The sequence below is a fragment of the Pseudomonas sp. IT-P171 genome (assembly GCF_949767765.1).
Classification (GTDB): Bacteria; Pseudomonadota; Gammaproteobacteria; order Pseudomonadales; family Pseudomonadaceae; genus Aquipseudomonas; species Aquipseudomonas fluorescens_B.
Map to the genome: position 1 here is coordinate 279,151 of NZ_CATKQN010000022.1, position 25,179 is coordinate 304,329.

20 protein-coding genes are annotated in these 25,179 nt (G+C 59.9%); 10 read left to right on the top strand and 10 right to left on the bottom strand.

The genetic code is table 11. The features are described from left to right. Positions 1–70 precede the first annotated feature (70 nt). Positions 71–2,122 carry a methionine--tRNA ligase gene (metG, locus tag ACM6I5_RS16305; protein WP_017340558.1) on the bottom strand — a complete coding sequence of 684 codons (2,052 nt, stop codon included), beginning with the start codon at positions 2,120–2,122 and terminating at the stop codon, positions 71–73. 340 nt (positions 2,123–2,462) lie between these two features. On the opposite strand from metG, the gene apbC reads away from it, so the two are divergent. After that, entirely contained in the window at positions 2,463–3,557 is a 1,095-nt protein-coding gene (apbC, locus tag ACM6I5_RS16310; RefSeq protein ID WP_017340557.1) for an iron-sulfur cluster carrier protein ApbC, read from the top strand. A 131-nt stretch (positions 3,558–3,688) separates the two neighbouring features. On the opposite strand, the gene ACM6I5_RS16315 is transcribed toward apbC, so the two are convergent. Next, positions 3,689–4,447: an SDR family oxidoreductase gene (locus ACM6I5_RS16315; protein WP_017340556.1), complete on the bottom strand. Its 759-nt coding sequence runs from the start codon at positions 4,445–4,447 to the stop codon at positions 3,689–3,691. A 155-nt stretch (positions 4,448–4,602) separates the two neighbouring features. Between ACM6I5_RS16315 and ACM6I5_RS16320 the strand changes: the two genes are divergently transcribed. The 4 genes from ACM6I5_RS16320 (at position 4,603) to groL (ending at position 8,111) form a co-directional block, all read left to right on the top strand. Continuing rightward, positions 4,603–5,334, top strand: coding sequence for a HugZ family protein (locus tag ACM6I5_RS16320; RefSeq protein WP_017340555.1), 732 nt, complete (start codon positions 4,603–4,605; stop codon positions 5,332–5,334). A 66-nt stretch (positions 5,335–5,400) separates the two neighbouring features. Continuing rightward, on the top strand, positions 5,401–5,877 hold the full coding sequence (locus ACM6I5_RS16325; RefSeq protein ID WP_017340554.1) for an FxsA family protein: 477 nt from the start codon (positions 5,401–5,403) through the stop codon (positions 5,875–5,877). Between the two features lie 247 nt (positions 5,878–6,124). Continuing rightward, positions 6,125–6,418, top strand: a complete 294-nt coding sequence (locus ACM6I5_RS16330) for a co-chaperone GroES (protein WP_017340553.1) — start codon at positions 6,125–6,127, stop codon at positions 6,416–6,418. A gap of 49 nt (positions 6,419–6,467) precedes the next feature. After that, complete coding sequence (gene groL, locus ACM6I5_RS16335) at positions 6,468–8,111, top strand: chaperonin GroEL (protein WP_008032122.1); 1,644 nt, start codon at positions 6,468–6,470, stop codon at positions 8,109–8,111. 105 nt (positions 8,112–8,216) lie between these two features. Here groL and ACM6I5_RS16340 read toward each other — a convergent pair whose 3' ends face one another. Then, the gene (locus tag ACM6I5_RS16340) at positions 8,217–8,960 is read right to left on the bottom strand and encodes a phosphatase PAP2 family protein (RefSeq protein ID WP_414877836.1); all 744 of its coding nucleotides are present in this window, start codon (positions 8,958–8,960) and stop codon (positions 8,217–8,219) included. Between the two features lie 216 nt (positions 8,961–9,176). Here ACM6I5_RS16340 and colR point away from each other — a divergent pair, with 216 nt between their 5' ends. The 5 genes from colR to ACM6I5_RS16365 all read left to right on the top strand — a co-directional run bounded on the left by colR (position 9,177) and on the right by ACM6I5_RS16365 (position 12,908). Further along, positions 9,177–9,860, top strand: coding sequence for a two-component system response regulator ColR (gene colR / locus ACM6I5_RS16345; protein ID WP_008032118.1), 684 nt, complete (start codon positions 9,177–9,179; stop codon positions 9,858–9,860). Then, the gene (locus tag ACM6I5_RS16350) at positions 9,850–11,118 is read left to right on the top strand and encodes a sensor histidine kinase (RefSeq protein ID WP_017340551.1); all 1,269 of its coding nucleotides are present in this window, start codon (positions 9,850–9,852) and stop codon (positions 11,116–11,118) included. The genes colR and ACM6I5_RS16350 overlap by 11 nt, the downstream gene beginning before the upstream one ends. Positions 11,119–11,295: 177 nt before the next feature. After that, the gene (locus ACM6I5_RS16355) at positions 11,296–11,964 is read left to right on the top strand and encodes a class I SAM-dependent methyltransferase (protein WP_414884270.1); all 669 of its coding nucleotides are present in this window, start codon (positions 11,296–11,298) and stop codon (positions 11,962–11,964) included. 3 nt (positions 11,965–11,967) lie between these two features. Further along, positions 11,968–12,678 (top strand): lipopolysaccharide kinase InaA family protein, encoded by a 711-nt coding sequence (locus tag ACM6I5_RS16360; protein WP_414884219.1) that lies wholly within the window; start codon positions 11,968–11,970, stop codon positions 12,676–12,678. 2 nt (positions 12,679–12,680) lie between these two features. Then, on the top strand, positions 12,681–12,908 hold the full coding sequence (locus ACM6I5_RS16365; protein WP_017340548.1) for a hypothetical protein: 228 nt from the start codon (positions 12,681–12,683) through the stop codon (positions 12,906–12,908). A 114-nt stretch (positions 12,909–13,022) separates the two neighbouring features. On the opposite strand, the gene ACM6I5_RS16370 is transcribed toward ACM6I5_RS16365, so the two are convergent. From ACM6I5_RS16370 to ACM6I5_RS16400, 7 genes are all read right to left on the bottom strand, one after another. Further along, a complete protein-coding gene (locus ACM6I5_RS16370) occupies positions 13,023–16,058 on the bottom strand; it encodes a multidrug efflux RND transporter permease subunit (RefSeq protein ID WP_017340547.1) in 3,036 nt (1,011 codons plus the stop codon). Positions 16,059–16,071: 13 nt separating this feature from the next. Further along, entirely contained in the window at positions 16,072–17,220 is a 1,149-nt protein-coding gene (locus ACM6I5_RS16375) for an efflux RND transporter periplasmic adaptor subunit (protein ID WP_017340546.1), read from the bottom strand. Between the two features lie 173 nt (positions 17,221–17,393). Next, positions 17,394–18,491 carry a DUF1513 domain-containing protein gene (locus ACM6I5_RS16380; protein WP_017340545.1) on the bottom strand — a complete coding sequence of 366 codons (1,098 nt, stop codon included), beginning with the start codon at positions 18,489–18,491 and terminating at the stop codon, positions 17,394–17,396. A gap of 14 nt (positions 18,492–18,505) precedes the next feature. Beyond that, a complete protein-coding gene (locus ACM6I5_RS16385; protein WP_017340544.1) occupies positions 18,506–19,570 on the bottom strand; it encodes an imelysin family protein in 1,065 nt (354 codons plus the stop codon). A 27-nt stretch (positions 19,571–19,597) separates the two neighbouring features. Next, a complete protein-coding gene (locus tag ACM6I5_RS16390; RefSeq protein WP_017340543.1) occupies positions 19,598–21,025 on the bottom strand; it encodes a di-heme oxidoredictase family protein in 1,428 nt (475 codons plus the stop codon). 210 nt (positions 21,026–21,235) lie between these two features. Then, the gene (locus ACM6I5_RS16395) at positions 21,236–22,579 is read right to left on the bottom strand and encodes an imelysin family protein (protein ID WP_414884220.1); all 1,344 of its coding nucleotides are present in this window, start codon (positions 22,577–22,579) and stop codon (positions 21,236–21,238) included. A 301-nt stretch (positions 22,580–22,880) separates the two neighbouring features. Then, entirely contained in the window at positions 22,881–24,932 is a 2,052-nt protein-coding gene (locus ACM6I5_RS16400) for a putative bifunctional diguanylate cyclase/phosphodiesterase (RefSeq protein WP_017340541.1), read from the bottom strand. Positions 24,933–25,179: the final 247 nt, after the last annotated feature.

Consider the following 25,179-nt stretch of genomic DNA (forward strand, 5'->3'; position numbering starts at 1 on the left):
ATTATGGGCCAGACATGAAAATCCCACAGTCACGCCGGGCACGACTGTGGGATCGGTTTCGCGCAGAACCTTACTTGATGCGCTGACCCGGCTTGGCGCCGCTGTCGGGGCTGAGCAGGTAGATTTCTTCACCGCCAGGGCCGGCCGCCATCACCATGCCTTCGGAGATCCCGAATTTCATTTTCCGTGGCTTGAGGTTGGCGATCATCATGGTCAGGCGACCATCGAGCTTGGACGGGTCCGGGTAAGCGCTCTTGATTCCGGAGAACACGTTGCGTTGCTCGTCACCGATGTCCAGGGTCAGGCGCAGCAGTTTGTCGGCACCTTCTACATGTTCGGCCTTGACGATCAGCGCGACGCGCAGGTCGATCGCGGCAAAGGCGTCGAAATCGATCTCTGGCGACAGTGGATCCTTGGCCAGTTCGCCGTTGCCGGCAGGTGCCGCTTCGCCCGTGTCGGTCTGGCTCGCGGTCAGGTCTTCTTTCGAAGCGTCGGTCATGGCTTGCACTTTCACCGGGTCGATACGGGTCATCAACGGTTTGAACTCGTTCAGCTGATGGTTGCTGAGCAAGGTCGCGTGGTCGTTCCAGGTCAGCGGCGCGACGTTCAGGAACGCCTCGGCATCGGCGGCCAGCAATGGCAGCACCGGTTTGAGGAAGATCACCAGTTGGCGGAACAGGTTGATGCCCAGCGCGCAGATGGCCTGGACTTCGTCGTGCTTGCCTTCCTGTTTGTTCAGCGACCACGGTGCCTTGTCGGCGATCCACGCATTGGCGCGGTCGGCCAGGCCCATGATTTCGCGCATCGCACGGGCAAAGTCGCGAGCCTCGTAGGCTTCGGCGATGCTTGGCGCTGCGGCAAGAAACGCTTCGGTCAGTTCCGGTGCGGCGTTACCCGCTACCAGCACGCCGGCGTTGCCTTTGTGGATGAAACCGGCGCAGCGGCTGGCGATGTTGACGACTTTGCCGACTAGGTCGGAGTTGACCTTCTGCACGAAGTCTTCGAGGTTCAGGTCGAGGTCATCGACGCCACGACCCAGCTTGGCCGCGTAGTAATAACGCAGGTATTCCGGCGATAGGTGATCCAGGTAAGTCCGGGCCTTGATGAAGGTGCCACGGGACTTGGACATTTTCTGACCGTTGACGGTCAGGTAGCCGTGCACGTTGATGCCGGTCGGTTTGCGGAAACCGGCGCCTTCGAGCATCGCGGGCCAGAACAGGGCGTGGAAGTTGACGATGTCCTTGCCGATGAAGTGATACAGCTCGGCCGTGGAATCCTTGGCCCAGAACGCATCGAAATCCAGCTCCGGCTTACGGTTGCAGAGGTTCTTGAAACTGGCCATGTAGCCGATCGGCGCGTCCAGCCAGACGTAGAAGTATTTGCCTGGCTCGCCCGGAATTTCGAAACCGAAGTACGGCGCATCGCGGGAAATGTCCCACTGTTGCAGGCCGGCATCCAGCCATTCGGCGATCTTGTTCGCAACGGCGTCTTGCAGGGTGCCGCTGCGGGTCCAGGCTTGCAGCATTTCCTGGAAGTCCGGCAACTTGAAGAAGAAGTGCTGGGAATCCTTGAGCACCGGGGTAGCGCCGGAGATCGCCGACTTCGGATCCTTCAGGTCGGTCGGTGCGTAGGTCGCGCCGCATTTTTCGCAGTTGTCGCCGTACTGGTCTTCAGTGCCGCATTTCGGGCAGGTGCCCTTGATGAAGCGGTCGGCCAGGAACATTTTCTTTTCCGGGTCGAAGTATTGCGTGATCGAGCGCGTGGCGATGTGCCCGGCGTCACGCAGCTTCAGGTAGATCTGGCTCGACAGCTCACGGTTTTCTTCGGCGTGAGTGGAGTGGAAGTTGTCGAAGTCCACCAGGAACTCGGCGAAGTCGGCGCTGTGTTCAGCCTGGACGTTGGCGATCAGTTGTTCCGGGGTGATGCCTTCCTTTTCCGCACGCAGCATGATGGCCGAACCGTGGGCGTCGTCGGCGCAGACATAGATGCATTGATTGCCGCGGTGCTTCTGGAAGCGCACCCACATATCGGTCTGGATGTATTCCAGCATGTGGCCAAGATGGATCGAACCATTGGCATAGGGCAGGGCGCTGGTGACGAGGATCTTGCGTGGCTCGGACATGGGGCTCGGCTACTTGATGAAACGGAGGTCGGCCACTATAAAGCGCTGGCGCATATTTTTCACCCCGTCAGCCTGTTTCCGGTTGCATCGAATGCCCAAACCTGTGAACAGGCAGTAACAGCGTGAAAATGCTTGTGTGTGGCGAGGGAGCTTGCTCCCGCTGGGTGGCGAAGCCGCCCCAAACCCTGCAACCCGTTTTCGGCGGAAGGAGTGCGTCTGCCTGATTGCGACTGCTTCGCCCGGACGCGGATCGGCCGGCGGGAGCAAGCTCCCTCGCCACAAATGTATGTCCGGCGTAGGATACCTGCCTGATTTTCCAGTCTTGCTATCGGAGTTGCCCATGAGCGCCGTCAATCGCGCAGCGGTGGAAACCGTCCTTCGCCAGTACACCGACCCTTACCTGAACCAGGACCCGGTCAGCGCCGGATGCGTGCGCAACATCGACATCCAGGGTGATCGCGTCAGCGTCCAGCTGGAGTTGGGGTACGCCGCCGGTCTGTTCAAAAGTGGCTGGGCACAGATGCTGCAGATGGCCATCGAAGGCCTCGACGGCGTCACCAGTGCCCGCGTTGATATCACCACTGTGATCGCCGCGCACAAGGCGCAGGCGCAGATTCCGGGCCTGGCCAACGTCAAGAATGTTGTCGCCGTGGCGTCCGGCAAAGGCGGCGTGGGCAAATCCACCACCGCCGCCAACCTCGCGCTGGCCCTGGCCCGCGAAGGCGCCAAGGTCGGGATCCTCGACGCGGACATTTACGGGCCGAGCCAGGGCATCATGTTCGGTATTCCCGAAGGCACCCGACCAAAGGTCAAGGATCAGAAGTGGTTCGTGCCAATCGAGTCCCATGGCGTCGAAGTGATGTCCATGGCGTTCCTGACCGACGACAACACGCCGATGGTCTGGCGCGGTCCGATGGTTTCCGGCGCGCTGTTGCAACTGGTCACGCAAACCGCGTGGGGCGACCTGGATTACCTGGTCATCGACATGCCGCCAGGCACCGGTGACATTCAGCTGACCCTGGCGCAGAAAGTCCCGGTGGCCGGCGCGGTCATTGTCACCACCCCGCAAGACCTGGCGTTGCTGGACGCGCGCAAAGGCGTGGAGATGTTCCGCAAGGTCAACATCCCGGTGCTGGGCGTGGTGGAAAACATGGCCGTGCACATCTGCTCGAACTGCGGGCATGCCGAGCATCTGTTCGGTGAGGGCGGTGGTGTGAAGCTGGCGAACCAATATGGCGTTGAACTGCTGGCTTCGTTGCCGCTGGCAATGGCCATTCGCGAACAGGCCGACGGCGGTAAGCCAACGGTGATCGCCGAGCCGGACAGCCCGATCGCGCTGGTCTACCAGGAACTCGCCCGCCATGTCGGCGCGCGGATTGTGTTGCAGGAAGCGGCGACCCCGGCGATGCCAAATATCACCATCAGCGACGATTGATGATCTGAAATACGATCCCCTGTGGGAGCGAGCCTTCTCGCGATAGCGTTAGATCAGTCAACTCAACTGTTGAATGGCACACCGTTATCGCGAGCAGGTCCGTCGCCCCCACAGTCGTTTTGCGTCGGGCTTTAGATCCGCAACCCGCCATCCATCTCCAGAATCCGGCCGGTGTAGTAGTCATTCTCGAAAATGTACGCCGCCGAGTGGGCGATTTCTTCCGGCTTGCCCATCCGCTTGAGCGGAATCCCGGACGTCATTTTCTCCAGCGCTTCAGGCTTCATGCCCAACGTCATCTCGGTTTCGATAAAGCCCGGCGCAATACCCGCCACACGAATGCCGTAGCGCGCCAGCTCTTTTGCCCAAGTCACGGTCGCTGCCGCGACACCGGCCTTGGCAGCGGAGTAGTTGGTCTGACCGACGTTGCCGGCACGGGAGATCGACGAGATATTGATGATCGTGCCGTTGTTGTTCAGCTCGACCATTTTCGCCGCGACTTCACGGGTGCACAGGAACACGCCGGTCAGGTTGACATCGATGACCGCCTGCCATTGAGCCAGGCTCATCTTGGTCATCTCGCCGTCCTTGACCTTCAGCAGCAGGCCGTCGCGCAGGATCCCTGCGTTGTTGATCAGACCATGGATCGCGCCGAAGTCTTCGGCCACCTGGGCGACCATGTGCGTCACTTGCTCTTCATTGGCGACGTTGCACAGGTAGGCGCGGGCCTCGACACCCTTGGCCTTGCACGCGGCAACGGCGTCATCGAGCTTTTCCGGGTTCAGGTCAACCAGCGCAAGCTTCGCGCCTTTGCCGGCGAAATACTCGGCCATGGAGCGGCCTAAACCCTGGCAACCGCCCGTGATAATGATTACTTTGTCAGTGAGTTGCATTCGCATGCCCCGGTAACAGGTTGAAGTGGTCTTCCTGCAAGAGAGCCTCTCGATCTGCACCGGACGTGCACATGAGAACTGCCCCGATGGCGGACTGTAACTTTCATCAGTCGCCTGTCCGTTTTTTCGACGGATTCTATATAAGGAGTCATAAATTGAGCGTTGAAGCGGCCAAGAATGCCCGAGAATTGCTTCTCAAGGAATACCGTGGAGTGCTCTCGACGCACTCCAAGGCGATGCCCGGCTTCCCGTTTGGCTCGGTGGTTCCGTACTGCCTGGACGGGCAGGGTCGGCCGCTGATCCTGATCAGCCGCATCGCCCAGCACACGCATAACCTGCAAAAAGACCCGAAATGTTCGCTGTTCGTGGGCGAGCGTGAAGCCGAAGACGTGCAAGCCGTCGGTCGCCTGACTTACCTCGCCGAAGCGCAAAAGCTTGAGGACGAGGCCGCCATCGATGCGGCGGCCGAGCGTTACTACCGCTATTTCCCGGATTCGCAGAGCTACCACAAGGCCCACGATTTCGATTTCTGGGTGCTCAACCCTGTGCGTCACCGCTACATCGGCGGTTTTGGTGCGATTCACTGGGTCGATCAGCTGACACTGGCCAATCCTTTCGCGGGCAAGGCGGAAGTGAGCATGGTCGAGCACATGAATGCCGACCACGCCAAAGCCATCGCCCACTATGTCGAGCTCGCCGGCCTGCCGGACACCGAGCCGGCGCAATTGGCCGGGATCGACTCGGAAGGCATGCACCTGCGCATCGGCCAGGGGCTCTACTGGCTACCGTTCCAAGCCCCATGTAATACGCCGACACAAGTACGCGAAGCCTTGGTTTTTCTGGCTCACGCCGAGCATTGGCCGAAAAATGAAGTGGCCGACGCTTGAATTCACGCAATGGCGACGTCATCTAGGGAACACTGGCAAGGCATTCTTGCGTTGAGGAACCATTTGATGCGCCCTTTTTTATTGCTCTTTGTACTGTTTCCGGTGTTGGAGCTGTTCGTATTCGTCAAGGTGAGCGGTGCAATCGGGTTTTTCCCGGCCCTGCTACTGGTCATTCTCGGCTCGATGCTCGGCGTGTTCGTGCTGCGTATCGCCGGCCTGGCAACCGCGCTGCGTGCGCGTGAAAGCCTGAACCGCGGCGAGCTGCCGGCCCAGACCATGCTCGAAGGCCTGATGCTGGCCCTGGCGGGTGGTTTGTTGATTCTGCCGGGCTTCGTCACCGACGTGCTGGGCCTGATCATGTTGCTGCCGATCTCTCGCCGGTTGCTGGCCAATAAAATGCGCCAGCGCGCCGAAGAGGCGGCGATCCGTCAGCGTGCGTTCGCCGATGACCTTCAGCCTCGGGGCGGTCCTGCCCCGCAGCAGCCGCTGGGCCGCGAGCCGAACGTGATCGAAGGCGAGTTCGAGCACCGGGATTCCAAGTAAACCGTTTCACCTGCACGGCACCTTCGGGTGCCGTGTTCGTTTTCGGGTCATGGATGTAAAAATTTTCGATCCGCGCCCTTGTAATAAGCTTATGCGCCCTTATGTAACGGTCACCGCAAGGTTTCTGGCGATCATGCCAGACAGACTTCCGCGGTTCGCTTGACGAACCGCACCCGGCACTGCCGGATTTGTTAAACCCGCCGGGAATACACCGGCCGATGAAAACCACAATTAGGAGAGATCGACAATGAAGCTTCGTCCTCTGCATGACCGCGTCGTCGTCCGTCGCAGCGAAGAAGAAAAGAAAACCGCTGGCGGTATCGTCCTGCCAGGTTCGGCTGCTGAAAAGCCAAACCAGGGCGAAGTCCTCGCTGTAGGCCCAGGCAAAGTTCTGGAAAACGGTGAAGTGCGTGCGCTGTCCGTGAAAGTGGGTGACAAGGTTGTGTTCGGCCCTTACTCCGGCAGCAACACTGTGAAAGTTGACGGCGAAGACCTGCTGGTCATCGGCGAGAGCGAAATCCTCGCTGTTGTCGAAGGCTGATTTCCCGCTCATTTTCCCGCTACTACAAAGTATTTAAGGAATATCGATCATGGCTGCTAAAGAAGTTAAATTCGGCGATTCCGCCCGTAAGAAAATGCTCGCCGGTGTCAACGTCCTGGCTGACGCAGTAAAAGCGACCCTGGGCCCTAAAGGCCGCAACGTGATCATCGAGAAGAGCTTCGGCGCTCCGACCATCACCAAGGACGGCGTGTCCGTCGCTAAAGAAATCGAACTGAAAGACCGTTTCGAAAACATGGGCGCGCAGCTGGTCAAAGACGTTGCCTCCCGTGCCAACGATGACGCAGGCGACGGCACCACCACCGCTACCGTTCTGGCTCAGTCGATCGTCAACGAAGGCCTGAAAGCCGTCGCTGCCGGCATGAACCCGATGGACCTGAAGCGCGGTATCGACAAAGCGACCATCGCGATCGTCAAAGAGCTCAAAGCCCTGTCCAAGCCTTGCGCTGACACCAAGGCCATCGCTCAGGTCGGCACCATCTCGGCCAACTCCGACAACTCCATCGGCGACATCATTGCCGAAGCCATGGAAAAAGTCGGTAAAGAAGGCGTGATCACCGTTGAAGAAGGCTCGGGCCTGGAAAACGAACTGTCGGTTGTTGAAGGCATGCAGTTCGACCGTGGCTACCTGTCCCCGTACTTCGTCAACAAGCCAGAGACCATGACTGCCGAGCTGGACGGTCCGCTGATCCTGCTGGTCGACAAAAAGATCTCGAACATCCGCGAAATGCTGCCAGTCCTGGAAGCCGTTGCCAAAGCCGGCCGTCCACTGCTGATCGTGGCTGAAGACGTTGAAGGCGAAGCCCTGGCGACTCTGGTTGTGAACAACATGCGTGGCATCGTCAAAGTTGCAGCCGTCAAGGCTCCAGGCTTCGGCGACCGTCGCAAGGCCATGCTTCAGGACATCGCTGTTCTGACTGGCGGTACCGTTATCTCCGAAGAGATCGGTCTGAGCCTGGAAAGCACTACCCTGGAACACCTGGGTAATGCCAAGCGCGTGATCCTGTCCAAAGAAAACACCACCGTGATCGACGGCGCCGGCGTTGAGGCTGACATCCAGGCTCGCGTTCTGCAGATCCGTCAGCAAGTGGCCGACACTTCGTCCGACTACGACCGTGAAAAACTGCAAGAGCGTCTGGCCAAGCTGTCCGGCGGCGTTGCTGTGATCAAGGTTGGCGCTGGTTCCGAAGTTGAAATGAAAGAGAAGAAAGCCCGCGTTGAAGACGCCCTGCACGCTACCCGTGCAGCCGTTGAAGAAGGCGTGGTACCTGGCGGCGGCGTGGCACTGGTTCGCGCTCTGCAGGCAATCTCCGAGCTGAAAGGCGACAACGATGACCAGAACGTTGGCATCCAGTTGCTGCGTCGCGCTGTTGAAGCGCCACTGCGCCAGATCGTTGCCAACTCCGGCGACGAGCCAAGCGTAGTGGTCGACAAGGTCAAGCAGGGTTCGGGTAACTACGGTTACAACGCTGCCACCGGCGAATACGGCGACATGATCGAAATGGGTATCCTGGATCCGGCCAAAGTGACTCGTTCGGCTCTGCAAGCGGCTTCGTCGATTGCCAGCCTGATGATCACCACCGAAGCCATGATCGCCGAGATCAAGGAAGACGCACCAGCTGGCGGCGGTATGCCAGACATGGGCGGTATGGGCGGCATGGGCGGCATGATGTAAGCCAGCCTTACCCCGTACGAAAAAACCCCGCCTGCGAAAGCAGGCGGGGTTTTTTATTGCCTTTGATGTGGGGCCGTCCGGAGACCGAGTTGCGATGATGTCAGTTCAAACGCTAACCGCTTGTGACTTGGTAACCCGCTCAACGTTGGTAGCCGGGCGATACAGGGTGTAGTAGTACGATCCCAGACAAATGAGCCAGCAGAAAATCGCCGTCCACACGTTGTGCGAGAAAAAGTGCGCGCCCTGCATCATCCGGCTCACGGAAAACACCGTGCCCAACGTGAAGGCAAAAATAAAGGCTTTACGTGCCAGACGCGGACGCCGATCCCGCAGCACAAAGAACAAGGCAAACAGCGTGAACCCGGTCGCGGCATGCCCGCCGGGCCAGCAACGGCCGGGTTTGTCCGTCTGCGGGCGAGGGCTGAGGAGTTCGCTGTAGGTCTCATGCCCGCCGAATTGTTCCAGACTCCACGGGCATTGAACCGCCGTCACCGCTTTCATCGGCGTGACAAAGGATGTCGCCAGTCCCAGGGACAGCACCATACAACCCAATTCCCGTTTGAACGGTTTGAGCCTGTCGATGAAAAAGGCACCGATGAAACCGAAAATCGCGAACACCGAGAAGGCGATGACCACTTGCTTGGCACGGTCATGCAGGATGTCTTCGAGGAAAAAACTGTGGCGCCCGATGAAGTCTCCAGCCGCCGGGTCATAGAACAGCCGGGCCAGGTCCATGTCCAGGGACGTCAGTTCGAGCAGCACCAGAATGATCGCCGCAACGACGGGAACACCCAGGCACACCCAGAAATTGAGCGGGCGAGAGGCGGGGCGGGCAAGGGTCGAAACCATGGCAGTTCCTTAGTCGGTAAGTTCTTGAGAGCGCAGCCGCGCGGAGTTTGAACCCGGTTGTGTCGCTGCTGTGTGAATCGATAGTGAAAAAGTCGTCAAGGGCTCGACAGGTTTGCCGGCAGGGTTTTCCACTGCACGCAGTCCTAGCCCTCAGCCACGCCAGGCCTTAAGCTGCGCGGGCCAAGACGGCCGTTACTGTGTACGGAGGAGGTGCCCATGCGCATTCTGTTGGTTGAAGATAACCGCGATATCCTGGCCAATCTGGCCGATTACCTGGGGCTCAAGGGCTACACCGTGGATTGCGCGCAGGATGGTTTGTCAGGCCTGCACCTGGCGGCCACCGAGCACTACGATTTGATCGTGCTCGACATCATGTTGCCCGGCATCGACGGCTACACCTTGTGCAAACGCCTGCGCGAAGACGCCCGTCGCGACACGCCGGTGATCATGCTCACGGCCCGCGATCAACTGGACGACCGCCTGCAAGGCTTCAAGTCCGGCGCCGACGATTACCTGATCAAACCCTTTGCCCTGTCTGAACTGGCTGCGCGGATCGAAGCCGTGATGCGTCGGGCACAGGGCGGCGGCCGTCGTACCTTGCAGGTCGGGGATTTGAGTTACGACCTCGATACCCTGGAAGTCACCCGCGAAGGGCGCTTGCTGAAGCTCAACCCGGTGGGCCTGAAGTTGCTGGCCGTGCTGATGCAGAAAAGCCCGCACGTCCTGCGCCGGGAAATTCTCGAAGAAGCCCTGTGGGGCGATGATTGCCCGGACAGTGACAGCCTGCGCAGCCACGTCCACCAATTGCGTCAGGTGATCGACAAACCGTTCGCCAAGCCTTTGCTGCAAACCGTGCACGGTGTGGGTTATCGCTTGGCCGAGGGCCGTGATGGAGTTTAGACAGAGCCTTGCTCAACGGATCATCATCGCCTTTGCGCTGATGAGCGCATTGGTGGCCGGGGCCTTCGCCATGGGGATTGTGGCGACCGTGCACCTGGTAGAAGAAAAACTGATTTCGGCAGGCCTCGGCGGGGATTTGCAACGCCTGCTGTTGATGGACAGTGTGTCGGACTGGAGCCATCGCCCCGAGCCGGACCAGCTGTTCTATTTCAGCGGCGGACCGGGCGATTTCGAGCTGCCCAAGGATTTGCGCCATCTTGATCCGGGTTTCCACGAAGTGTTTCGCGAGCAGCTGTCGTATCACGCGATGGTCGAAGTCGTCGATGGCCGGCGTTATGTGTTGCTGCAGGACCAGAGTGATTTCGAAGAACGGGAGCGGGTGTTGTTCGCCGTGGTGCTGGTGGGCTTCGTCCTGAGTCTGGCGTTGGCGGTATTCCTCGGCTGGATCCTGGCGCGCAAGGTGATGGCGCCTGTGGTGCGGCTGGCCCGTCAGGTGCGCCACCGCGACCAGTTGCTGGGGCTGGCGCCACCGCTGGCACCGGACTATGCCGCGGATGAAGTGGGCGAGCTGGCCGTGGCTTTCGACGCCACCCTCGGTCGCCTGCGCCAGGCATTGACCCGGGAGCGCTTGTTCACCAGTGACGTCAGCCACGAGTTGCGCACCCCGTTGATGGTGTTGGCCAGTTCCTGTGAGCTGTTGCTGGAAAACTCCGGCATCGACCAGCGCGGTCGGGCTCAGGTCGAACGAATCGCCCGTGCCTGCGAAGAGATGCGCGAGCTGGTGCAGACCTTTCTGATGCTGGCCCGCGCCCAACGTGAAGACGCCAGTATGGCGCCGCAACAGTCGCTGGCCCAGGTCGCCGACGGTCTGCTCAACCTGTGGCGCGAACCGATCGAGGCCAAAGGGCTGTCGCTGATGTTCGAACCGGGCAATCCGGACAGCACCTGCTACAACGCCACGCTTCTGCACGCGGTCATGGGCAACCTGTTGCGCAATGCGCTGCATTACACCGAACAGGGTTTCATTCGCTTGACCCTGACCACTACGGGTTTCCGGGTCGAAGACAGTGGCGTAGGCATTCCCGAGGAAAAACGCGAAGCGATGTTCGAACCTTTCGTGCGGGGTAATGAAAAACGCGGCGAGGGCCTGGGACTGGGCCTGTCGCTGGTGCAGCGGATTTGCGAAAACCAGGGGTGGAGCGTCAGTCTGACCAACATGGAGCCTCATGGCTGTCGGTTTCAGGTGGAACTGGGTTAACCACCCTCGTACTGATCGAACGCCTGGTATTGGGTGGCCCTAAGCCATCATTTTGCTCATGTAAAACCCTGAAATAATTCGGGGGTTAACATGACAATTTTTTCACAAAGGCATGACCGGACGCTGACACGGCGCTACCTAAGGTAATTGTCATCAGACGTTCAGGAGTCCTTGATGATGGCCGCCCCGATCAAACTCGATTTTTCCGATAAATACGACGATCAGCACGCTCGGAAATACCTGCAAAAACATCAGGACGGCCTCGGCCGTCGACTGTCCCATTGGCGCGATGAACAACTGGCGCGCAAGGCACTGGCGTTGGTCGGCGAACCCGGACTTGTCCTCGATCTACCCTGTGGTGCCGGACGTTTCTGGCCATTGCTGGCGGAAAAAACCAACCGGGTGATCATCGGTGCGGACAACTCCGAATCCATGCTCAAGATCGCTTTGCAGGCGCAACCCGCGCAAGTCGTGAAAAGGGTACAACCCTTGCACACTTCTGCATTCGACATCGCCTTGCCTGATAACGCCGTCGACAGCATTTTTTGCATGCGTTTGCTGCACCACATCGGTGAAGCCGAGCATCGACTGGCCATTCTGCGTGAATTCGAGCGCGTCAGCCGTGACAGCGTGATCCTTTCGTTATGGGTCGACGGCAATTTCAAAGCCTGGAAACGCAAGCGCTCCGAGAAAAAGCGTGAACAGGAAGGTTACCAAAATCGGTTTGTGTTACCGGCTGCTACGGTCGAAAAGGAATTCGAGCAGGCGGGGTTCCGTATTCAGGAACAACTGGACTTTATACCGCTCTATGCCATGTGGCGGGTTTATGTATTACGCAAGAGGTAACTGATGGCAGTGCAATATGCAGCAGATGCGGACATCGATTCCCGGGACTTTGACTATTACTGGAACCAGCAGGGCGAATGGGTTGAAGAGCCTAACGTTCGTCGCGGTGGTGAAAGTGGTGTGCAACGCATCAAGAGCATTGATGGACAGTTGTTCTACGCCAAGCGTCAGAACGGGCATGTCTATCGCAGCTGGCAGTACCCGTTGGGTCGGCCGACGGTGCTGCGTGAGCGGGACGCGCTCATCGGGTTGAGTCGGATCGGCGTGCGTGTTCCGGAGATAATTTTCTGTGGTGCGCAACGCGATCCTGTCCACAAGTGGCGCGCGTTGTTGGTGACCAAGGCTCTGGACGGTTTTGAGGAAATCGAGCACTGGTACGCAGGCGGTGGCCGCGAACGTCATGGCGAGGCGGTGCATGATCGCGTGCTGAAGGAACTGGCCGATAACCTGGTGCGCATGCACAAGGGGCGGTGGCAGCACAGTTGCCTCTACATCAAGCACGTCTTTGTCCGGGTTACCGGTGAGGGCGAGGCGACGAAAGTCGAAGTTGCGTTGATCGATCTGGAGAAATGCCGTCAGCGTTTGACCGCCCGTCGCGCCGCGTCCCATGACCTGAAGCAACTGCGTCGCCACTCGTCGTTCAGCACGACAGACTGGAAGAAACTCGTCTACCTTTATGAGACAGCGTTTGGCAGCGCTATCAAGGGTTTATAGCAATGAAACTCGAAATTGCACGAGGTTTGTTTTTAATAGGAGCCTTGGCAGTTGCTTCACTGGCGGTGGCGGCTTGGGAGCAGCCCCGCACGCAAGTCCTCAGTTCAGTGAACGGGGACACGCGTTGTCCGATGCCACGGGTTGCAAAGGCAACCGTTGCAACCCAACCCGATCATGATTTATTGCTGTTCATGTTCGGACTTTCTCAAGGACTGAGGCCGCAGAGTTGACCAGATTGAAGCCCAAATAAAAGGCCTCGCATATGCGAGGCCTTTTGTTTATGCCCGATGACTCGAGACCTGCGTCGACCCTTGCAGGAGCCGGCTTTCTGGCTCCTACAGGGGTCAAGCGTTTACAGGTTTATCGGGTTTAGCCAACAACGTGTACACACACGGCAATACGAACAACGTAAACAACGTCCCGATCGACATCCCCGTAGCGATCACCGTGCCGATGTCGAACCGGCTGACAGCGCCCGCGCCGGAGGCAATGATCAACGGCACCATGCCGAACACCATCGCCGCGGTGGTCATCAACACCGGGCGCAGGCGTATGGCCGCTGCCTCCTCGACCGCCTCGCGCGGCGTCAGGCCCTTTTCCTTGCGCAGCTGGTTGGCGAATTCGACGATCAGGATCCCGTGCTTGCTGATCAGCCCGATCAGCGTCACCAGCCCGACCTGGGTGTAGATGTTCATGCTCGACCAGCCGAGGAACAGCGGGATCAACGCACCACAGATCGACAGCGGCACCGTCACCAGAATCACCAACGGGTCGCGGAAACTTTCGAACTGAGCCGCCAGCACCAGGAAAATGATCGCCAGCGCCAGAGCAAACGTCACCCACAGCGCGCTACCTTCCTGAACGTACTGCCGCGATGCCCCGGCATAGTCGACGGCAAAACCCGCCGGCGCCTCTTCCCGGGCAATCTGCCGCACCGCGTCGAGGGCTTCACCCATGCTCACCAGCGGAACCCCGGAGAGAATGGCCGAGTTGAGCTGCTGGAACTGATTCAATTGCCGTGGGCGGGCCCGGTCGGAAACGGTGATCAGGGTCGACAGGGCCAGCAGCTCACCCTTGGTGTTTTTCACGTAATAGTTGTTCAGCCAGCCGGGGTTGTCCCGGAATGGCCGTTCAACCTGCGCGATCACTTTGTAACTGCGACCTTCAATGGTGAAACGGTTGATTTCCGCCTCACCCAGCAACGTCGCCAATGTCCCGCCCAGATCCTGCATCGACACACCCATCTGCGCGGCCTTGGCGCGATCGATATCGACCACGACTTCGGGTTTGTCGAACGCCAGGTCGACGTCGACGAAGGCGAACTTGCCGGACGCCATCGCGCGTTTCTTCACCCGGTCCATCACTTGCAACAGCGACTCGTAATCGTTGGCGGTATTGACGACGAACTGAAACGGTAGCCCCTCGCCGGTGCCCGGCAGGGAGGGCAGGTTGAAGCCGAAAACCTGCAATCCCGGAATGCTCTCCAGTTTGCTCTGCACCTCGGGCAGGATTTCCATTTGCGTGCGATCGCGCTCGTTCCACGGTTTGAGCAGGAAACCGCCAATCCCCGATTGCACGCCGTTGAAGCCGTTGATCTGGAACGAGGAGTAGTACTCGGGAAACGCCTTGAAGATGCTGATGAATTCGTCGGTGTAGGTGTTCAGGTAATCAAGGTTGGTTGGCTGCGGGGCGCTGGCCAGCATGAAGATGATGCCCTGATCCTCGTCCGGTGCCAGTTCCGACTTGGTGAAGGTGAGCAGCACCGGAATCAGGCACAGTACGATCACCGCGAACACCAGCACCACCGGCCGCGTGTTGAGCGTTCCGTGCAACAGACGCTGGTAGCGGCGCTTGAGGCCTTCGAAAATCAGGTCCAGCCGGTGAGCCAGGCCGCTGGGGTTTTCGTCGTGGCGCAGCAGGAAGGCGCACATCATCGGCGACAGCGTCAGGGCGACGATGCCGGAGATCACCACCGCCCCGGCCAGGGTCAGGGCGAACTCCTTGAACAGCGCTCCGGTGAGGCCGGTCAGGAAACCGATGGGCGCATAGACCGCCGCCAGGGTAATGGTCATCGAAACCACCGGCATGGCGATTTCCCGTGCACCCTCGATAGCCGCGTCCAGCGGGGGCTTGCCTTCCTCGATGTGCCGGTGAATGTTTTCTACCACCACGATGGCGTCGTCCACCACCAGGCCGATGGCCAACACCATCGCCAGCAGGGTCAGCAGGTTGATCGAGTAGCCCATCATCTGCATGAAGAACATCACGCCGATCATCGACAGCGGAATCGTCACCACCGGGATCACGACCGAGCGCAGCGCCCCGAGGAACAGGAACACGACCACGATCACGATCAGCACCGCTTCGAACAGGGTTTTCACCACTTCGTCGATCGAAGCCTGGATGAACAGTGTGGCGTCGTAGGCGATTTCACCCTTGAGGTTCGGCGGCAGCTGGGCCTCAAGGTCCGGCATGATCTTGCGCACTTCCTTGATCACGTCCAGCGGGTTCGCGCCGGGGGTGGCCTTGATGCCGATGTAGACCGAGGGCGTGCCACCAAAGGAGCTGATGGTGTCGTAGTTCTCCGCGCCCATTTCCACCCGCGCGACATCGCTGAGCAGCACGCGGCTGTCACCATCGACCTTGAGTGGAATCGCAGCGAAGGCTTGCGCGGATTTGAGCTCGGTGTTGGCGTTGATGCTGGTGACCACGTACTCGCCTTTCACTTCACCGGCAGCGGAAAGGAAGTTGTACTTGCGCACGGCATCGGTCACATCGCTGGCGCTCAGGCCGAAGCCAGCCAGTTTCACCGGGTCCAGCCACAGGCGCATGGCGAACACCTGGTTGCCGAGAATCTCGGCCTCGGCCATGCCCGGCAAGGTGGCAAGTTTGGGCTGGATGACCCGCGACAGGTAGTCGGTGATCTGCGGGTTGCTCAGTTCCTTGCTGAAGAAGCTGATGTACATCAGCGCCGAGGCGTCGGCGGCCTCCTTGCTCAGTACCGGGTCTTCGGCGTCCTGAGGCAACTTGTTTTTCACTTCGTTGGCCTTGGCCAGCAACTCGGTGAACAATCGGTCGCTGTTGGAACCGACGCGCGCGTAGATCGAGATCACCGAGAAGTTCTGGCGACTGACCGAGGTCATGTAGTCGATGCCTTCGGCACTCGCCAGGCTTTGCTGCATCGGTTGCGTGATGTAGCCCTGGATGGTTTCGGCGTTGGCGCCGGGATACGCGGTGGTCACCGTGATGAGGGCGTTTTCCATTTGCGGATACTGGCGCAGCGGTAGTTTGCTCCAGGCCTGGAAACCCAGCAGCACAATCAGCAGGCTGACCACGGAGGCGAGCACCGGGCGGCGGATGAACGGGTCGGTAAAAGCCATGGGGATTCCTTGATCAGTCCGCGCGCGGCGGGCTGTTCTGCTCGGCTAAAGTCTTGTCGTCGCTGATGGCAATGTGTGCGCCGTTGTCCAGTTTGATCTGGCCGGCGGTGACCACTTTTTCACCGTTGCGCACACCTTTGGTGATCACCACCACACCGTCGCGGCGTTCACCGGTTTCGATGAAACGGCGTTCGGCGATCAGGATGGGTTCACCCTTGGCGTCTTTTTCAACCTGGCCGTCTTCGGTTTTTTTCTGTGCGACGACGTACAGCGAATTGCCGTACAGCGTGTACGTGATCGCGCTTTCCGGCACGACGACGCGTAACTGCGGGTCGGGCAATATCACCTGCAGGTTGGCGAACATGCCCGGCAACAGTTTGCCGTCGGGGTTGGCCAGGGTCGCGCGGACCTGCATGTTGCGCGTGCTGTTCTCGAGTTTCGGATTGATCGCGCTGATGGTGCCGGGGAAGGTCTGCGTCGGGTAGGCCGCGACAATGATTTCGACCGGCTGACCGATGGCGATCTTCGGCACCGACTGCTCGGGCACGAAAAAGTCGACGTAGAGACTGCTTAGGTCTTGCAGAGTGGCAATCATGGTGCCGCTGGCAAGATAGTCGCCAACGTCCACCTGGCGAATGCCGATAGTGCCGCTGAAGGGCGCAACGATGCTTTTTTTGCCGAGCGCAGCCTTGAGTTGATTGACGGTGGCTTTGCTTTTTTTCAGCACCGCCGAAAGTCGGTCGAATTCGCCTTTGGAAATGGCCTGGCTGCCCACCAGTTGGCTACCGCGACCGTAATCGAGCTGGGCCAGCCCGAGGTCGGCCTGGGCGGTTTCCAGAAAGGCAGTTTCCACGGCGCTGTCGAGACGCATGAGGGGTTGGCCGGCCTTGACCTTCTGCCCTGACTCGAACTGCAAATCGATGACGGTGCCGTCGGTTTCCAGGCTCAGGTCTACGCCTTGCAGCGCCGTGAGCGTGCCGACGGTAGGCAGGCGGGCTTGCCAGGGCCGTTCGATGGCCGTGGCCACGGCAACGCTTATAGGCGGTTTCGGCGCGGAGAAGCCTTGAATCATCGTGTAGATGGAGAAGGCTTTATAACCGGCCAGGACCAGCACGACCAGCAGAACAACACCCAACATGATCAGCATGCGGCGACGCAGCATATTTCCAGTTCCTTGGAGAAATCATGAGACAGACGGGAACATTACTCCGAGAGCGGCAGTGAATCCAACTGCCACTTTTCACAGGCGAGCATGCACTGCGGGGGAACAAAAAAACTGTGGTGAGGGAGCAAGCTCCCTCACCACAGGGTAGATCCACCGAAAGGGAGGTGGCGTCAGATCAAATGAAGGTGGTTGTCCCAAAGCCCCGCAGGCAGCTCCAACGGTTTAGCAACCAGATCGGTCTGGCGGCAATCGTAGTAACGGCAACGCCCTTGACCCGACGTCACGACAAAGCCGTCAGCCACTGCACCGACCCCGGCGCAATCGGGAAGTGGCGCATCGAGGCGCACTTCACCGCTGTCCAGGTCCCAGATGAAAAAGCGATTGCCCCGTGGCGCGGTCAACGCGACCAGCCGCAAGTCACTGTGTACCGCGACGCTGGCGGTGTAATGCCCCATCGCCTGCAACTGGTGCTCGGGCACCGGGAACGCCACGAACGGTTGACCGGGCCGCTTGATGGCCAACAGTTCCGAAGATTCGTGGGACGGGCCCATGAATTGCTGACCGGCGACGATGGTGCCGTCACTGGCGATCCCCAGGTGCCGCACGCTGTTCATCTGCTGGGCGAGGGTTTCCTTGCTCAGTAAAGTACCGTCGCGTTGCATCAGCACCAGGCTCGGCTCCATGGCGTTCAGGTTCATCTCGACCCGGCTTTCCGCCTCGGTGCGAATCCCGCCGTTGGCCACCACCAGGGTTTCGCCATCGGGCATCCACGACACCTGATGCGGGCCGATACCGTGGGTGGACATTTCGCCACTGTGCACGAGGCGCTCGCCTTCGAACTTATACACACCGAGCAAGCCGCGACCCGGGTCGGACGTGTCGTTCTCGGTGGCGTACAGCCAGTCGCCGCTGTGGTGAATCACCGCGTGACCATAGAAATGGCGGTTCGGCTGCGAGGCTACGGTTTGCAACAGCGTGCCGTCGCGCAGGTCGATCAGGTAGCTCTCGGTGCCTGGGCGACGGGCGACAAACAGCGCAATCGGCAGGGCCGGATGATTGATGATGTCGTGGCAACGCTGACCGACCTGGGTAGCGAATACCCGTGTACCGTCCAACCGATATCCGACGGCGTAATGCTTGCCGTCCGTATCGTCCCGCGCCGAGAGCAATAGCGGGCTCTTGTCCTTTTGCTTGAACAGCGTCCAGCCGCCCAGTGTCACTGCTCCCAGCAGCAAACTACCTAACGTCAGAGCCTGTCGTCGCAGCATGGCACTCGCCCTCATCAGTCACCGTCGTTGGCGTTGAAGCCCAGTTGGATGCCCAGCGCCTTGGCCAGCTCGCCTTCGTGCAGGCGATGGACCACGTTGAGGCTGTCGTAGAGGTCGTTGAGCTGTTGGCGACCGGCGTCGTCGTTGAGCATCTCGGTCAGTGAGCGCTGGTTGCTGGCGAACAGTTTCAGCGAGGAGGCATAAGCGGTGTCGATCTTGTCGGCCAACGGCTTCTGCTCGCTCGGCAACAAGCCGCGCAGGCCTTTGTTGTCGACACCTTCCCAGACGGTTTTGGCAGCGGCGAGGCTGGCTTCGAGGCCGGTCAGGGAAGACTGGCTGCGCCATGCATCGGCCTGGAACGGTTGCGGCACGCCCTTGCTCTGACGGCCCATCGGCGTGCCGAGTTTTTTCTTCAGGCTGTCCAGGGCGGTGACCTGCACGCGCAGCAGATCGGCGATGGCCTCGTGGGAATCGGCGTAGCGCTGGTTCGGAAACTTGCTCATCTGCGCGAGCATGCCGTCGGTGTTGTTCCAGCTTTTCAGAATGTCTTCGGCCATCAGTTTCTGGCGCTCGCCAATCGCTTTCAGCAGCGGGCAGTACTTGGCTTTCTGCGCGTCGTTGGCCACGTCAGGCTTGTTGTCGAACAGGATGTATTCGTAGGCCGAGAGGCCCTGAACCACGACGCTGGATTTGGCCAGCGCCGCGGCATCGATCTGCGGCTGGGCGTCGACCAGTTGCTCGACTTGACGGCCGACAAGGTTTTTCTTGTCCGGCCAGAACTGCACCTGCCAGGCGCGATTGCCTTCAGCCAGCGGACCGATCAGCAGCGGTTGCAGCTCGGCCCAGGCTTTCTGCGCGTGCAGGAAGTCGGCGCGGGCGGTGTCGAGATTTTCCTTGCCTTCGCAGTAGGCCAGCGCGCTGACAGCCAGTTGGCGGTCGGCTTCAACCCAGCGGGTGTAGGTCGGCAGGATCACCGACTTGGCAATGGCCGCGGACGTGACAGCTTGCGGATCCTGCGGTGAGCAGGCGCCAAGGGCTAGTGCGGCAAGGCTGGTGAATAACAACTTGGGACGGAACATGTCGGGCTCCCGATTCTTTATAAGTGTTTAAAGAGAATTCAAAAATGCCAGCAACGCGGCGCGCTGTTCGGCGTTGAAAGACAAAACCTGTTGCTGCGCGGCCTGCGCCTCGCCGCCATGCCAGAGCACGGCTTCGAGCAGATTGCGAGCGCGGCCGTCATGCAGGAATTGGGTATGGCCACTGACCGCCTGCGTCAGGCCGATGCCCCACAACGGCGGGGTGCGCCAGTCGCGGCCACTGGCCTGGAATTCGCTGCGGTTGTCAGCCAGTCCGTCGCCCATGTCGTGCAGCAGCAGATCGCTGTAGGGGCGAATCACTTGATTGGCCAGTTCAGGTTCTGCCGCGTTGGCGGCAGTGGTGTATTTCGGTGTGTGACAGGACTGGCAGCCGGCCTGGAAAAACAGGCTCTTGCCGGCCAACACTTCAGGCGTGCCGACGTCGCGTCGGGCCGGTACGGCCAGGTTACGGCTGTAGAACAGCACCAGACGCAGGATGTTGTCGCTGACTTCCGGTTCGCCCTCCGGGCCATTGCCGCTGGGCGCTTGTTTGCACGCGGTTTGTGCATCGGTGCAGTCGTCCATCGGCCGCAGGGTTGTGGTGAGGCCCATGTCTCCCGAAAACGCGTGAACGTTTTGTTGATTGAGGTTCGGCTGCCCGGCCTTCCAGCCAAATCGTCCGAGGACGGTTTTCTGTTGGGCGTCATCCCAGACCTGGTTCGGGCGTCCGGCGATACCGTTTTTTTCTTTTGCCTGAGCCTCGGCATTGGCCAGGATCGCCTCATCGGGGATGGCTTCAAGCAAGCCGAGGCCAATCATGGGTGGCGCGACCCTGGCCGAGAAACGGGTGTCAGGGTGCATCGGACCGTACCCCAGTTGGGTGATGTTCAGGCTGGGTTTGCGCAATTCGATCTCGGTGCCGTCCTTGAAGCGGACCGGCACCGGCGTGTAGTCGACCCGCACCTTGCCTTCCGGAAGTACACCGGGGATGGCCATGTCCTGGAGTTGCCCGCCGTAGACCGGCTCGGGAACCACGCCGAGCTGTTCGATGATTTTGGCGTAGGCCGGCGCATCGGGGATCGACAGGCGCACCAGCATCGACACGGCGCTCTGCGCATCAGGCGCGGGCGGATGACCGCGGCCGTCCTTGATGTGGCAGTTCTGGCAGGCGTTGGTGTTGAACAACGGCCCGAGGCCATCCCGGGCGGTGGTGGTCGACGGGGCGATCACCCACGGGTTGCGGAAGAAGCTGTTGCCGACGCTGAAGTCCACACGCCGGGAGGGCGGCAGATTGGCGGAGGGCAGGGAGAAGGCGTTCTGATCGGTCTTGCGCACGGTCGCGGCGCCACCGGACCGGGCTTCACCGGGTTCGGCTTTGGTAAAACGCGGGGCGTCATCGCAGGCACTCAAGCCCAGGGCCAGAAACAGTGCGGACAAGCGAAGAGGCAGCGAGGGCATCAGACATCCTGCAAGACGAGCAAAACAAGGGCGCAAAGTCTAACAGGGCAGTGGAGATTGAATAAGAGGAATTATCGTTTGGTTGATGTGGAGCAGGGTTTTTCAAAACTGTCATCACTCTTACTGATTCAGCACCGTCCAATGTGGGAGCGGTGTTCGGACCAATAAAAAAGGCGACCCGAAGGTCGCCTTTTGTTCAGCCAGCGTTGATCAGAACTCGTGATCAGCGTTGTCCGGGTTCAGGTCGCTGATGCCCAGTTTGCCGGCGGCGGCTTCGATCGAACCGGTCTGTTTGACCAGCGAAGCGATGGCGTCACGGACGATCTGGTTACCGGCAGTGTTGCCGGCGGCGATCAATTGGTCGTAGTGCTCACCCTTGTTGGCGTGATCGACGATGACCTGCATCTTGGCTTCGGTCGCAGCCAGGTCGGCCTTCAGCGCGGTGTCGGCAGCCGGGTCGGCCTTGGCCACCAGGGACGACAGGCTGGCGCCGGTCATTTTGGTGCCGTCGACGCGGGTGTATTCGCCCAGGTACACGTTACGAACGCCTTTGGCATCGTAGAACTGCGAGTTGTGGGTGTTGTCGCTGAAGCAGTCGTGTTCGTCTTCCGGGGAGTTGGCTTCCAGGGAAACCTTCATCCGCTCGCCCGCCAGTTCGCCCAGGGACAGGCTGCCCATGCCGAACAGCATTTTGCGCAGGCCGGATTCAGCCGGTTCCGCTTCCAGGGTGGCGCGGTAGTTGTCGGCCACGTTCGGTTTCCAGTTACCGACCATTTCTTCAAGGTCGCTGACCAGCAGCTGGGTCACCGACTTCAGGTAAGCGCGACGACGATCGTTGTGACCGCCCGTAGCGCCTTTGCCTTCCAGGTAGTCGGAAGCTGGGCGGTTGCCGGCGCCAGGGCCGGTGCCGTTCAGGTCCTGGCCCCAAAGCAGGAATTCGATGGCGTGGTAACCGGTGGCGACGTTGGCCTCGGAACCGCCCAGCTCGTTCAGGCTGGCGAGTTTTTCCGGGGTGATGTCCTTGACGTCGATCTTGTCTTCGCCGACCTGAACCTGAGTGTTGGCGATGATGTTGGCCGTGGCACCCGGGTTACCCAGGGCGTGCTCGTAGGATTTGTCGACGTAGTCGATCAGGCCTTCGTCCAGTGGCCAGGCGTTCACCTGACCTTCCCAGTCGTCGATGATGGTGTTGCCGAAGCGGAACACTTCGCTCTGCAGGTAAGGAACGCGAGCTGCGACCCAGGCAGCCTTGGCGGCTTTCAGGGTGTCGGCGTTCGGCTTGGCGAGGAAAGCGTCGATAGCGGTTTGCAGGGTCTTCGCAGTGGATTCGGCATCGCTGTAAACGGCGAAGACGATGTCGGCGTAGTGCGCGACAACGGCTTTGGCGGCGGCTTCGTCGACTTTACTGGTCGCTGCGGGTGCGGCAGCCGGTGCAGCGTTGCTGGCGGACGGAGTCGGCGCTGGAGCGGCAGCTTTGTCTTTGCCTTCGCCACAACCGGCGAGGGAAATAGCGATGGCCAACAGACTGGCGGTAGCCAGAGGCATACGAATCATGGCGAACATCCTGCTTCGAAAGGGGGGTGGAATGGCGCAGCAAGCGCGCGAAACTGCGACATAATGCAAATCTTTCGCATTATCTGTAAAGGGTTGTGCTTGTAAATATGTCTTATTCACACGAATGAATGCCAGCAGCATGACCTGTATCAGCTGGCAATCACTGTGGCGAGGGGAGCTTGCTCCCGCTGGAAAGTGCAACAGTCGCAATCAGGTCGACTGGAATTTTCTGTCAGAACCGTGGGGGCAGGATTTGGGGCGGCTTTGCCACCCAGCGGGAGCAAGCTCCCTCGCCACAGGTTCAGAGGATCGCGGCATTACTGCGCTGGGCCTGTTTCAGGTAAGCGCCCAGTTCTCGCGCCGGCAGCGGTTTGCTGTAGAAGTAGCCCTGACCTTCATGGCAGCCTTCAGAGATGATGTAGGCCTCTTGTTCGATGGTTTCCACACCTTCGGCAATGACCTGCATGCCCAGGCTCTTGCCCAACTGAATGATGGCCCGGACGATGGTCGCATCGTCGTCGTCATCGAGCAGGTCCTGAACGAAGCTCTTGTCGATCTTGATCTTGTCCAGTGGCAGGCTTTTCAGATAACTGAGCGATGAGTACCCGGTGCCGAAGTCGTCGATGGCGATCAGCGCGCCGGAGCGACGCAGGCTCAGCAGGTGCTGGGCGGCGGTGCTGATGTCTTCCATCAGGCCGGTTTCGGTGACTTCCAGCTCCAGACTGCGGGGTGGCAGGCGGTACATCTGCAGCAGGTTGTTGACCACTCGCGGCAGTTCGGCGTGGTGCAACTGGACGGTGGACAGGTTCACGGCCATGCGCAGGTCGGTGAAACCCTGGTCATGCCAGTCGCGCAATTGTTTGCAGGCCTGATCCAGCACCCATTCGCCGATGGCGATGATGGTGCCGTTCTGCTCGGCCAGCGGGATGAACAGGTCCGGTGGCACCAGCCCATGTTCGGGATGCTGCCAGCGAATCAATGCTTCGACGCCCACTACCCGATGATCGCGGTAGCTGATCTGCGGTTGGTAGACCAGGTAGAACTGGTCGCGCGCCAGGGCGTCGCGCAGGTCTTTTTCCAGCTCGCGACGGCGACGCATTTCAGTGTCGACGCTGGCGATATAGAACTGATAACGGTTGCGCGAGCGGGTCTTGGCCAGGGTCATGGTCTGCTCGGCCTTTTGCAGCAGCTTCTCGGTGCTGTCACCGTCCTCGGGGAACAGGGTGATGCCGATGGTGGCGCGCAGTCGAATTTCCTGATGATCGAGGGCGAACGCCGCTTCGAGATCATCGAGAATGCTCTGGGCCAGTTCGGCCGCTTCGTAGGGTTGTTCGATATCGGCCTGAACGAGGGCGAACTGGTCGCCACCGAGGCGGGCGAGGGCGCCGAGGCGACCGCTGTGGGCCCGCAGGCGATCAGCCAGGGCCAGCAACAACTGGTCGCCGGTCTGATAGCTGAACTGTTCGTTGATGCCCTTGAAGTCATCGAGGCCGACACACAGCACCGCAACCCGCCGCTGCAACTTGCCGGCGTCGACGAGAATCTTGTCCAGTTGTTGCTGCAATTGCTGGCGGTTCGGCAGACCGGTGAGGAAGTCGTATTGGGCCATGCGCAGCAGGCTGTTTTCCGCTTCGTGGCGCAGGTGCGTGTTGCGTTCGATGGATTCGAGCAACTGGTTGGCGGTGTTGATCCAGATGCCCAGTTCGTTTTTTTCGTGGCCCCTGAGCTGCGGAATCTTATGCTCGCTCGGGCGGTCCGGGTTGATTTCGGTGAGGTGCTCGATGATCCGCGACAACGGTTTGGTCAGCAGCCAGTGATAGACCAGATACAGCACCAGCCCCATGGCCAGGGCCCGCAATACACCGGAAATGAAGATGATCACCGAATTGACGATAAATCCCTCGCCGTACGTGGCGGTGTCGAGGGTGATGCTCAGGTCGCCGTAGTACTCGCTGTAGGGGCCGCGACCCACCAGTTGAGTGGTGAAGGTGCGTTCCTTGCCCAGGATCAGGTCGGTCAGCCAGCGACTGCTGGATTGCTGCAGGTCGCGGGATTTTTGCGCGAGCATGGCTTCATTGGGATGGCCGATGGAGGCCTGGCGCACAGCGTCGTCCTGGAACAGGCCTTCGATCACCTGCATGCCCATTTCCCGGTCCAGGCTGTAGACGGCCTGGGTCGAGGGGTCGCGGAACATGTCGAGGATGCGCTGGGCATCGCTGGCCACGGCCTGGCGTGTTTTATAGGCATCGAAAACGATCTGCGCGCAGCTCAAGACCACGCCGACGATCAATGCCGACAGGAGCACGACCCGGAGCAACTTTACCGACAAGCTGTTCTTGAGTTCCAGCTTCAAAGAGTCATTCCTTGTTCCGTGCAGGTAGCATCAAGTTGCCATGAGTATTGGCAATCCCGTGATGGCAGTCAAAGGGACAATCAAACACAGGGGAATTTGCCTGTGGGTTGGCCGAAATGCTGTTGCCTGGAGTATTTGTCCTATTAGTACTGTGTCGGTAGTCGAGTCCTTCAACTTGAGGGGAGGGTAGAGATATTTTCCATTTGGTTGATGTTAGACGGCTATGGCGGTGGGGCAAGGGGGGGAA

What these genes read in the sequence shown, in the direction of transcription:
- ACM6I5_RS16370 (WP_017340547.1), bottom strand. Translation starts at nt 16,058, where the DNA reads ATGGCTTTTACCGACCCGTTCATCCGCCGCCCGGTGCTCGCCTCCGTG.
- groL (WP_008032122.1), top strand. Translation starts at nt 6,468, where the DNA reads ATGGCTGCTAAAGAAGTTAAATTCGGCGATTCCGCCCGTAAGAAAATG.
- ACM6I5_RS16385 (WP_017340544.1), bottom strand. Translation starts at nt 19,570, where the DNA reads ATGTTCCGTCCCAAGTTGTTATTCACCAGCCTTGCCGCACTAGCCCTT.
- ACM6I5_RS16315 (WP_017340556.1), bottom strand. Translation starts at nt 4,447, where the DNA reads ATGCAACTCACTGACAAAGTAATCATTATCACGGGCGGTTGCCAGGGT.
- ACM6I5_RS16330 (WP_017340553.1), top strand. Translation starts at nt 6,125, where the DNA reads ATGAAGCTTCGTCCTCTGCATGACCGCGTCGTCGTCCGTCGCAGCGAA.
- ACM6I5_RS16395 (WP_414884220.1), bottom strand. Translation starts at nt 22,579, where the DNA reads ATGATTCGTATGCCTCTGGCTACCGCCAGTCTGTTGGCCATCGCTATT.
- ACM6I5_RS16360 (WP_414884219.1), top strand. Translation starts at nt 11,968, where the DNA reads ATGGCAGTGCAATATGCAGCAGATGCGGACATCGATTCCCGGGACTTT.
- ACM6I5_RS16380 (WP_017340545.1), bottom strand. Translation starts at nt 18,491, where the DNA reads ATGCTGCGACGACAGGCTCTGACGTTAGGTAGTTTGCTGCTGGGAGCA.
- colR (WP_008032118.1), top strand. Translation starts at nt 9,177, where the DNA reads ATGCGCATTCTGTTGGTTGAAGATAACCGCGATATCCTGGCCAATCTG.
- apbC (WP_017340557.1), top strand. Translation starts at nt 2,463, where the DNA reads ATGAGCGCCGTCAATCGCGCAGCGGTGGAAACCGTCCTTCGCCAGTAC.
- ACM6I5_RS16365 (WP_017340548.1), top strand. Translation starts at nt 12,681, where the DNA reads ATGAAACTCGAAATTGCACGAGGTTTGTTTTTAATAGGAGCCTTGGCA.
- ACM6I5_RS16390 (WP_017340543.1), bottom strand. Translation starts at nt 21,025, where the DNA reads ATGCCCTCGCTGCCTCTTCGCTTGTCCGCACTGTTTCTGGCCCTGGGC.
- ACM6I5_RS16325 (WP_017340554.1), top strand. Translation starts at nt 5,401, where the DNA reads ATGCGCCCTTTTTTATTGCTCTTTGTACTGTTTCCGGTGTTGGAGCTG.
- ACM6I5_RS16350 (WP_017340551.1), top strand. Translation starts at nt 9,850, where the DNA reads ATGGAGTTTAGACAGAGCCTTGCTCAACGGATCATCATCGCCTTTGCG.
- ACM6I5_RS16375 (WP_017340546.1), bottom strand. Translation starts at nt 17,220, where the DNA reads ATGCTGCGTCGCCGCATGCTGATCATGTTGGGTGTTGTTCTGCTGGTC.
- ACM6I5_RS16340 (WP_414877836.1), bottom strand. Translation starts at nt 8,960, where the DNA reads ATGGTTTCGACCCTTGCCCGCCCCGCCTCTCGCCCGCTCAATTTCTGG.
- metG (WP_017340558.1), bottom strand. Translation starts at nt 2,122, where the DNA reads ATGTCCGAGCCACGCAAGATCCTCGTCACCAGCGCCCTGCCCTATGCC.
- ACM6I5_RS16355 (WP_414884270.1), top strand. Translation starts at nt 11,296, where the DNA reads ATGGCCGCCCCGATCAAACTCGATTTTTCCGATAAATACGACGATCAG.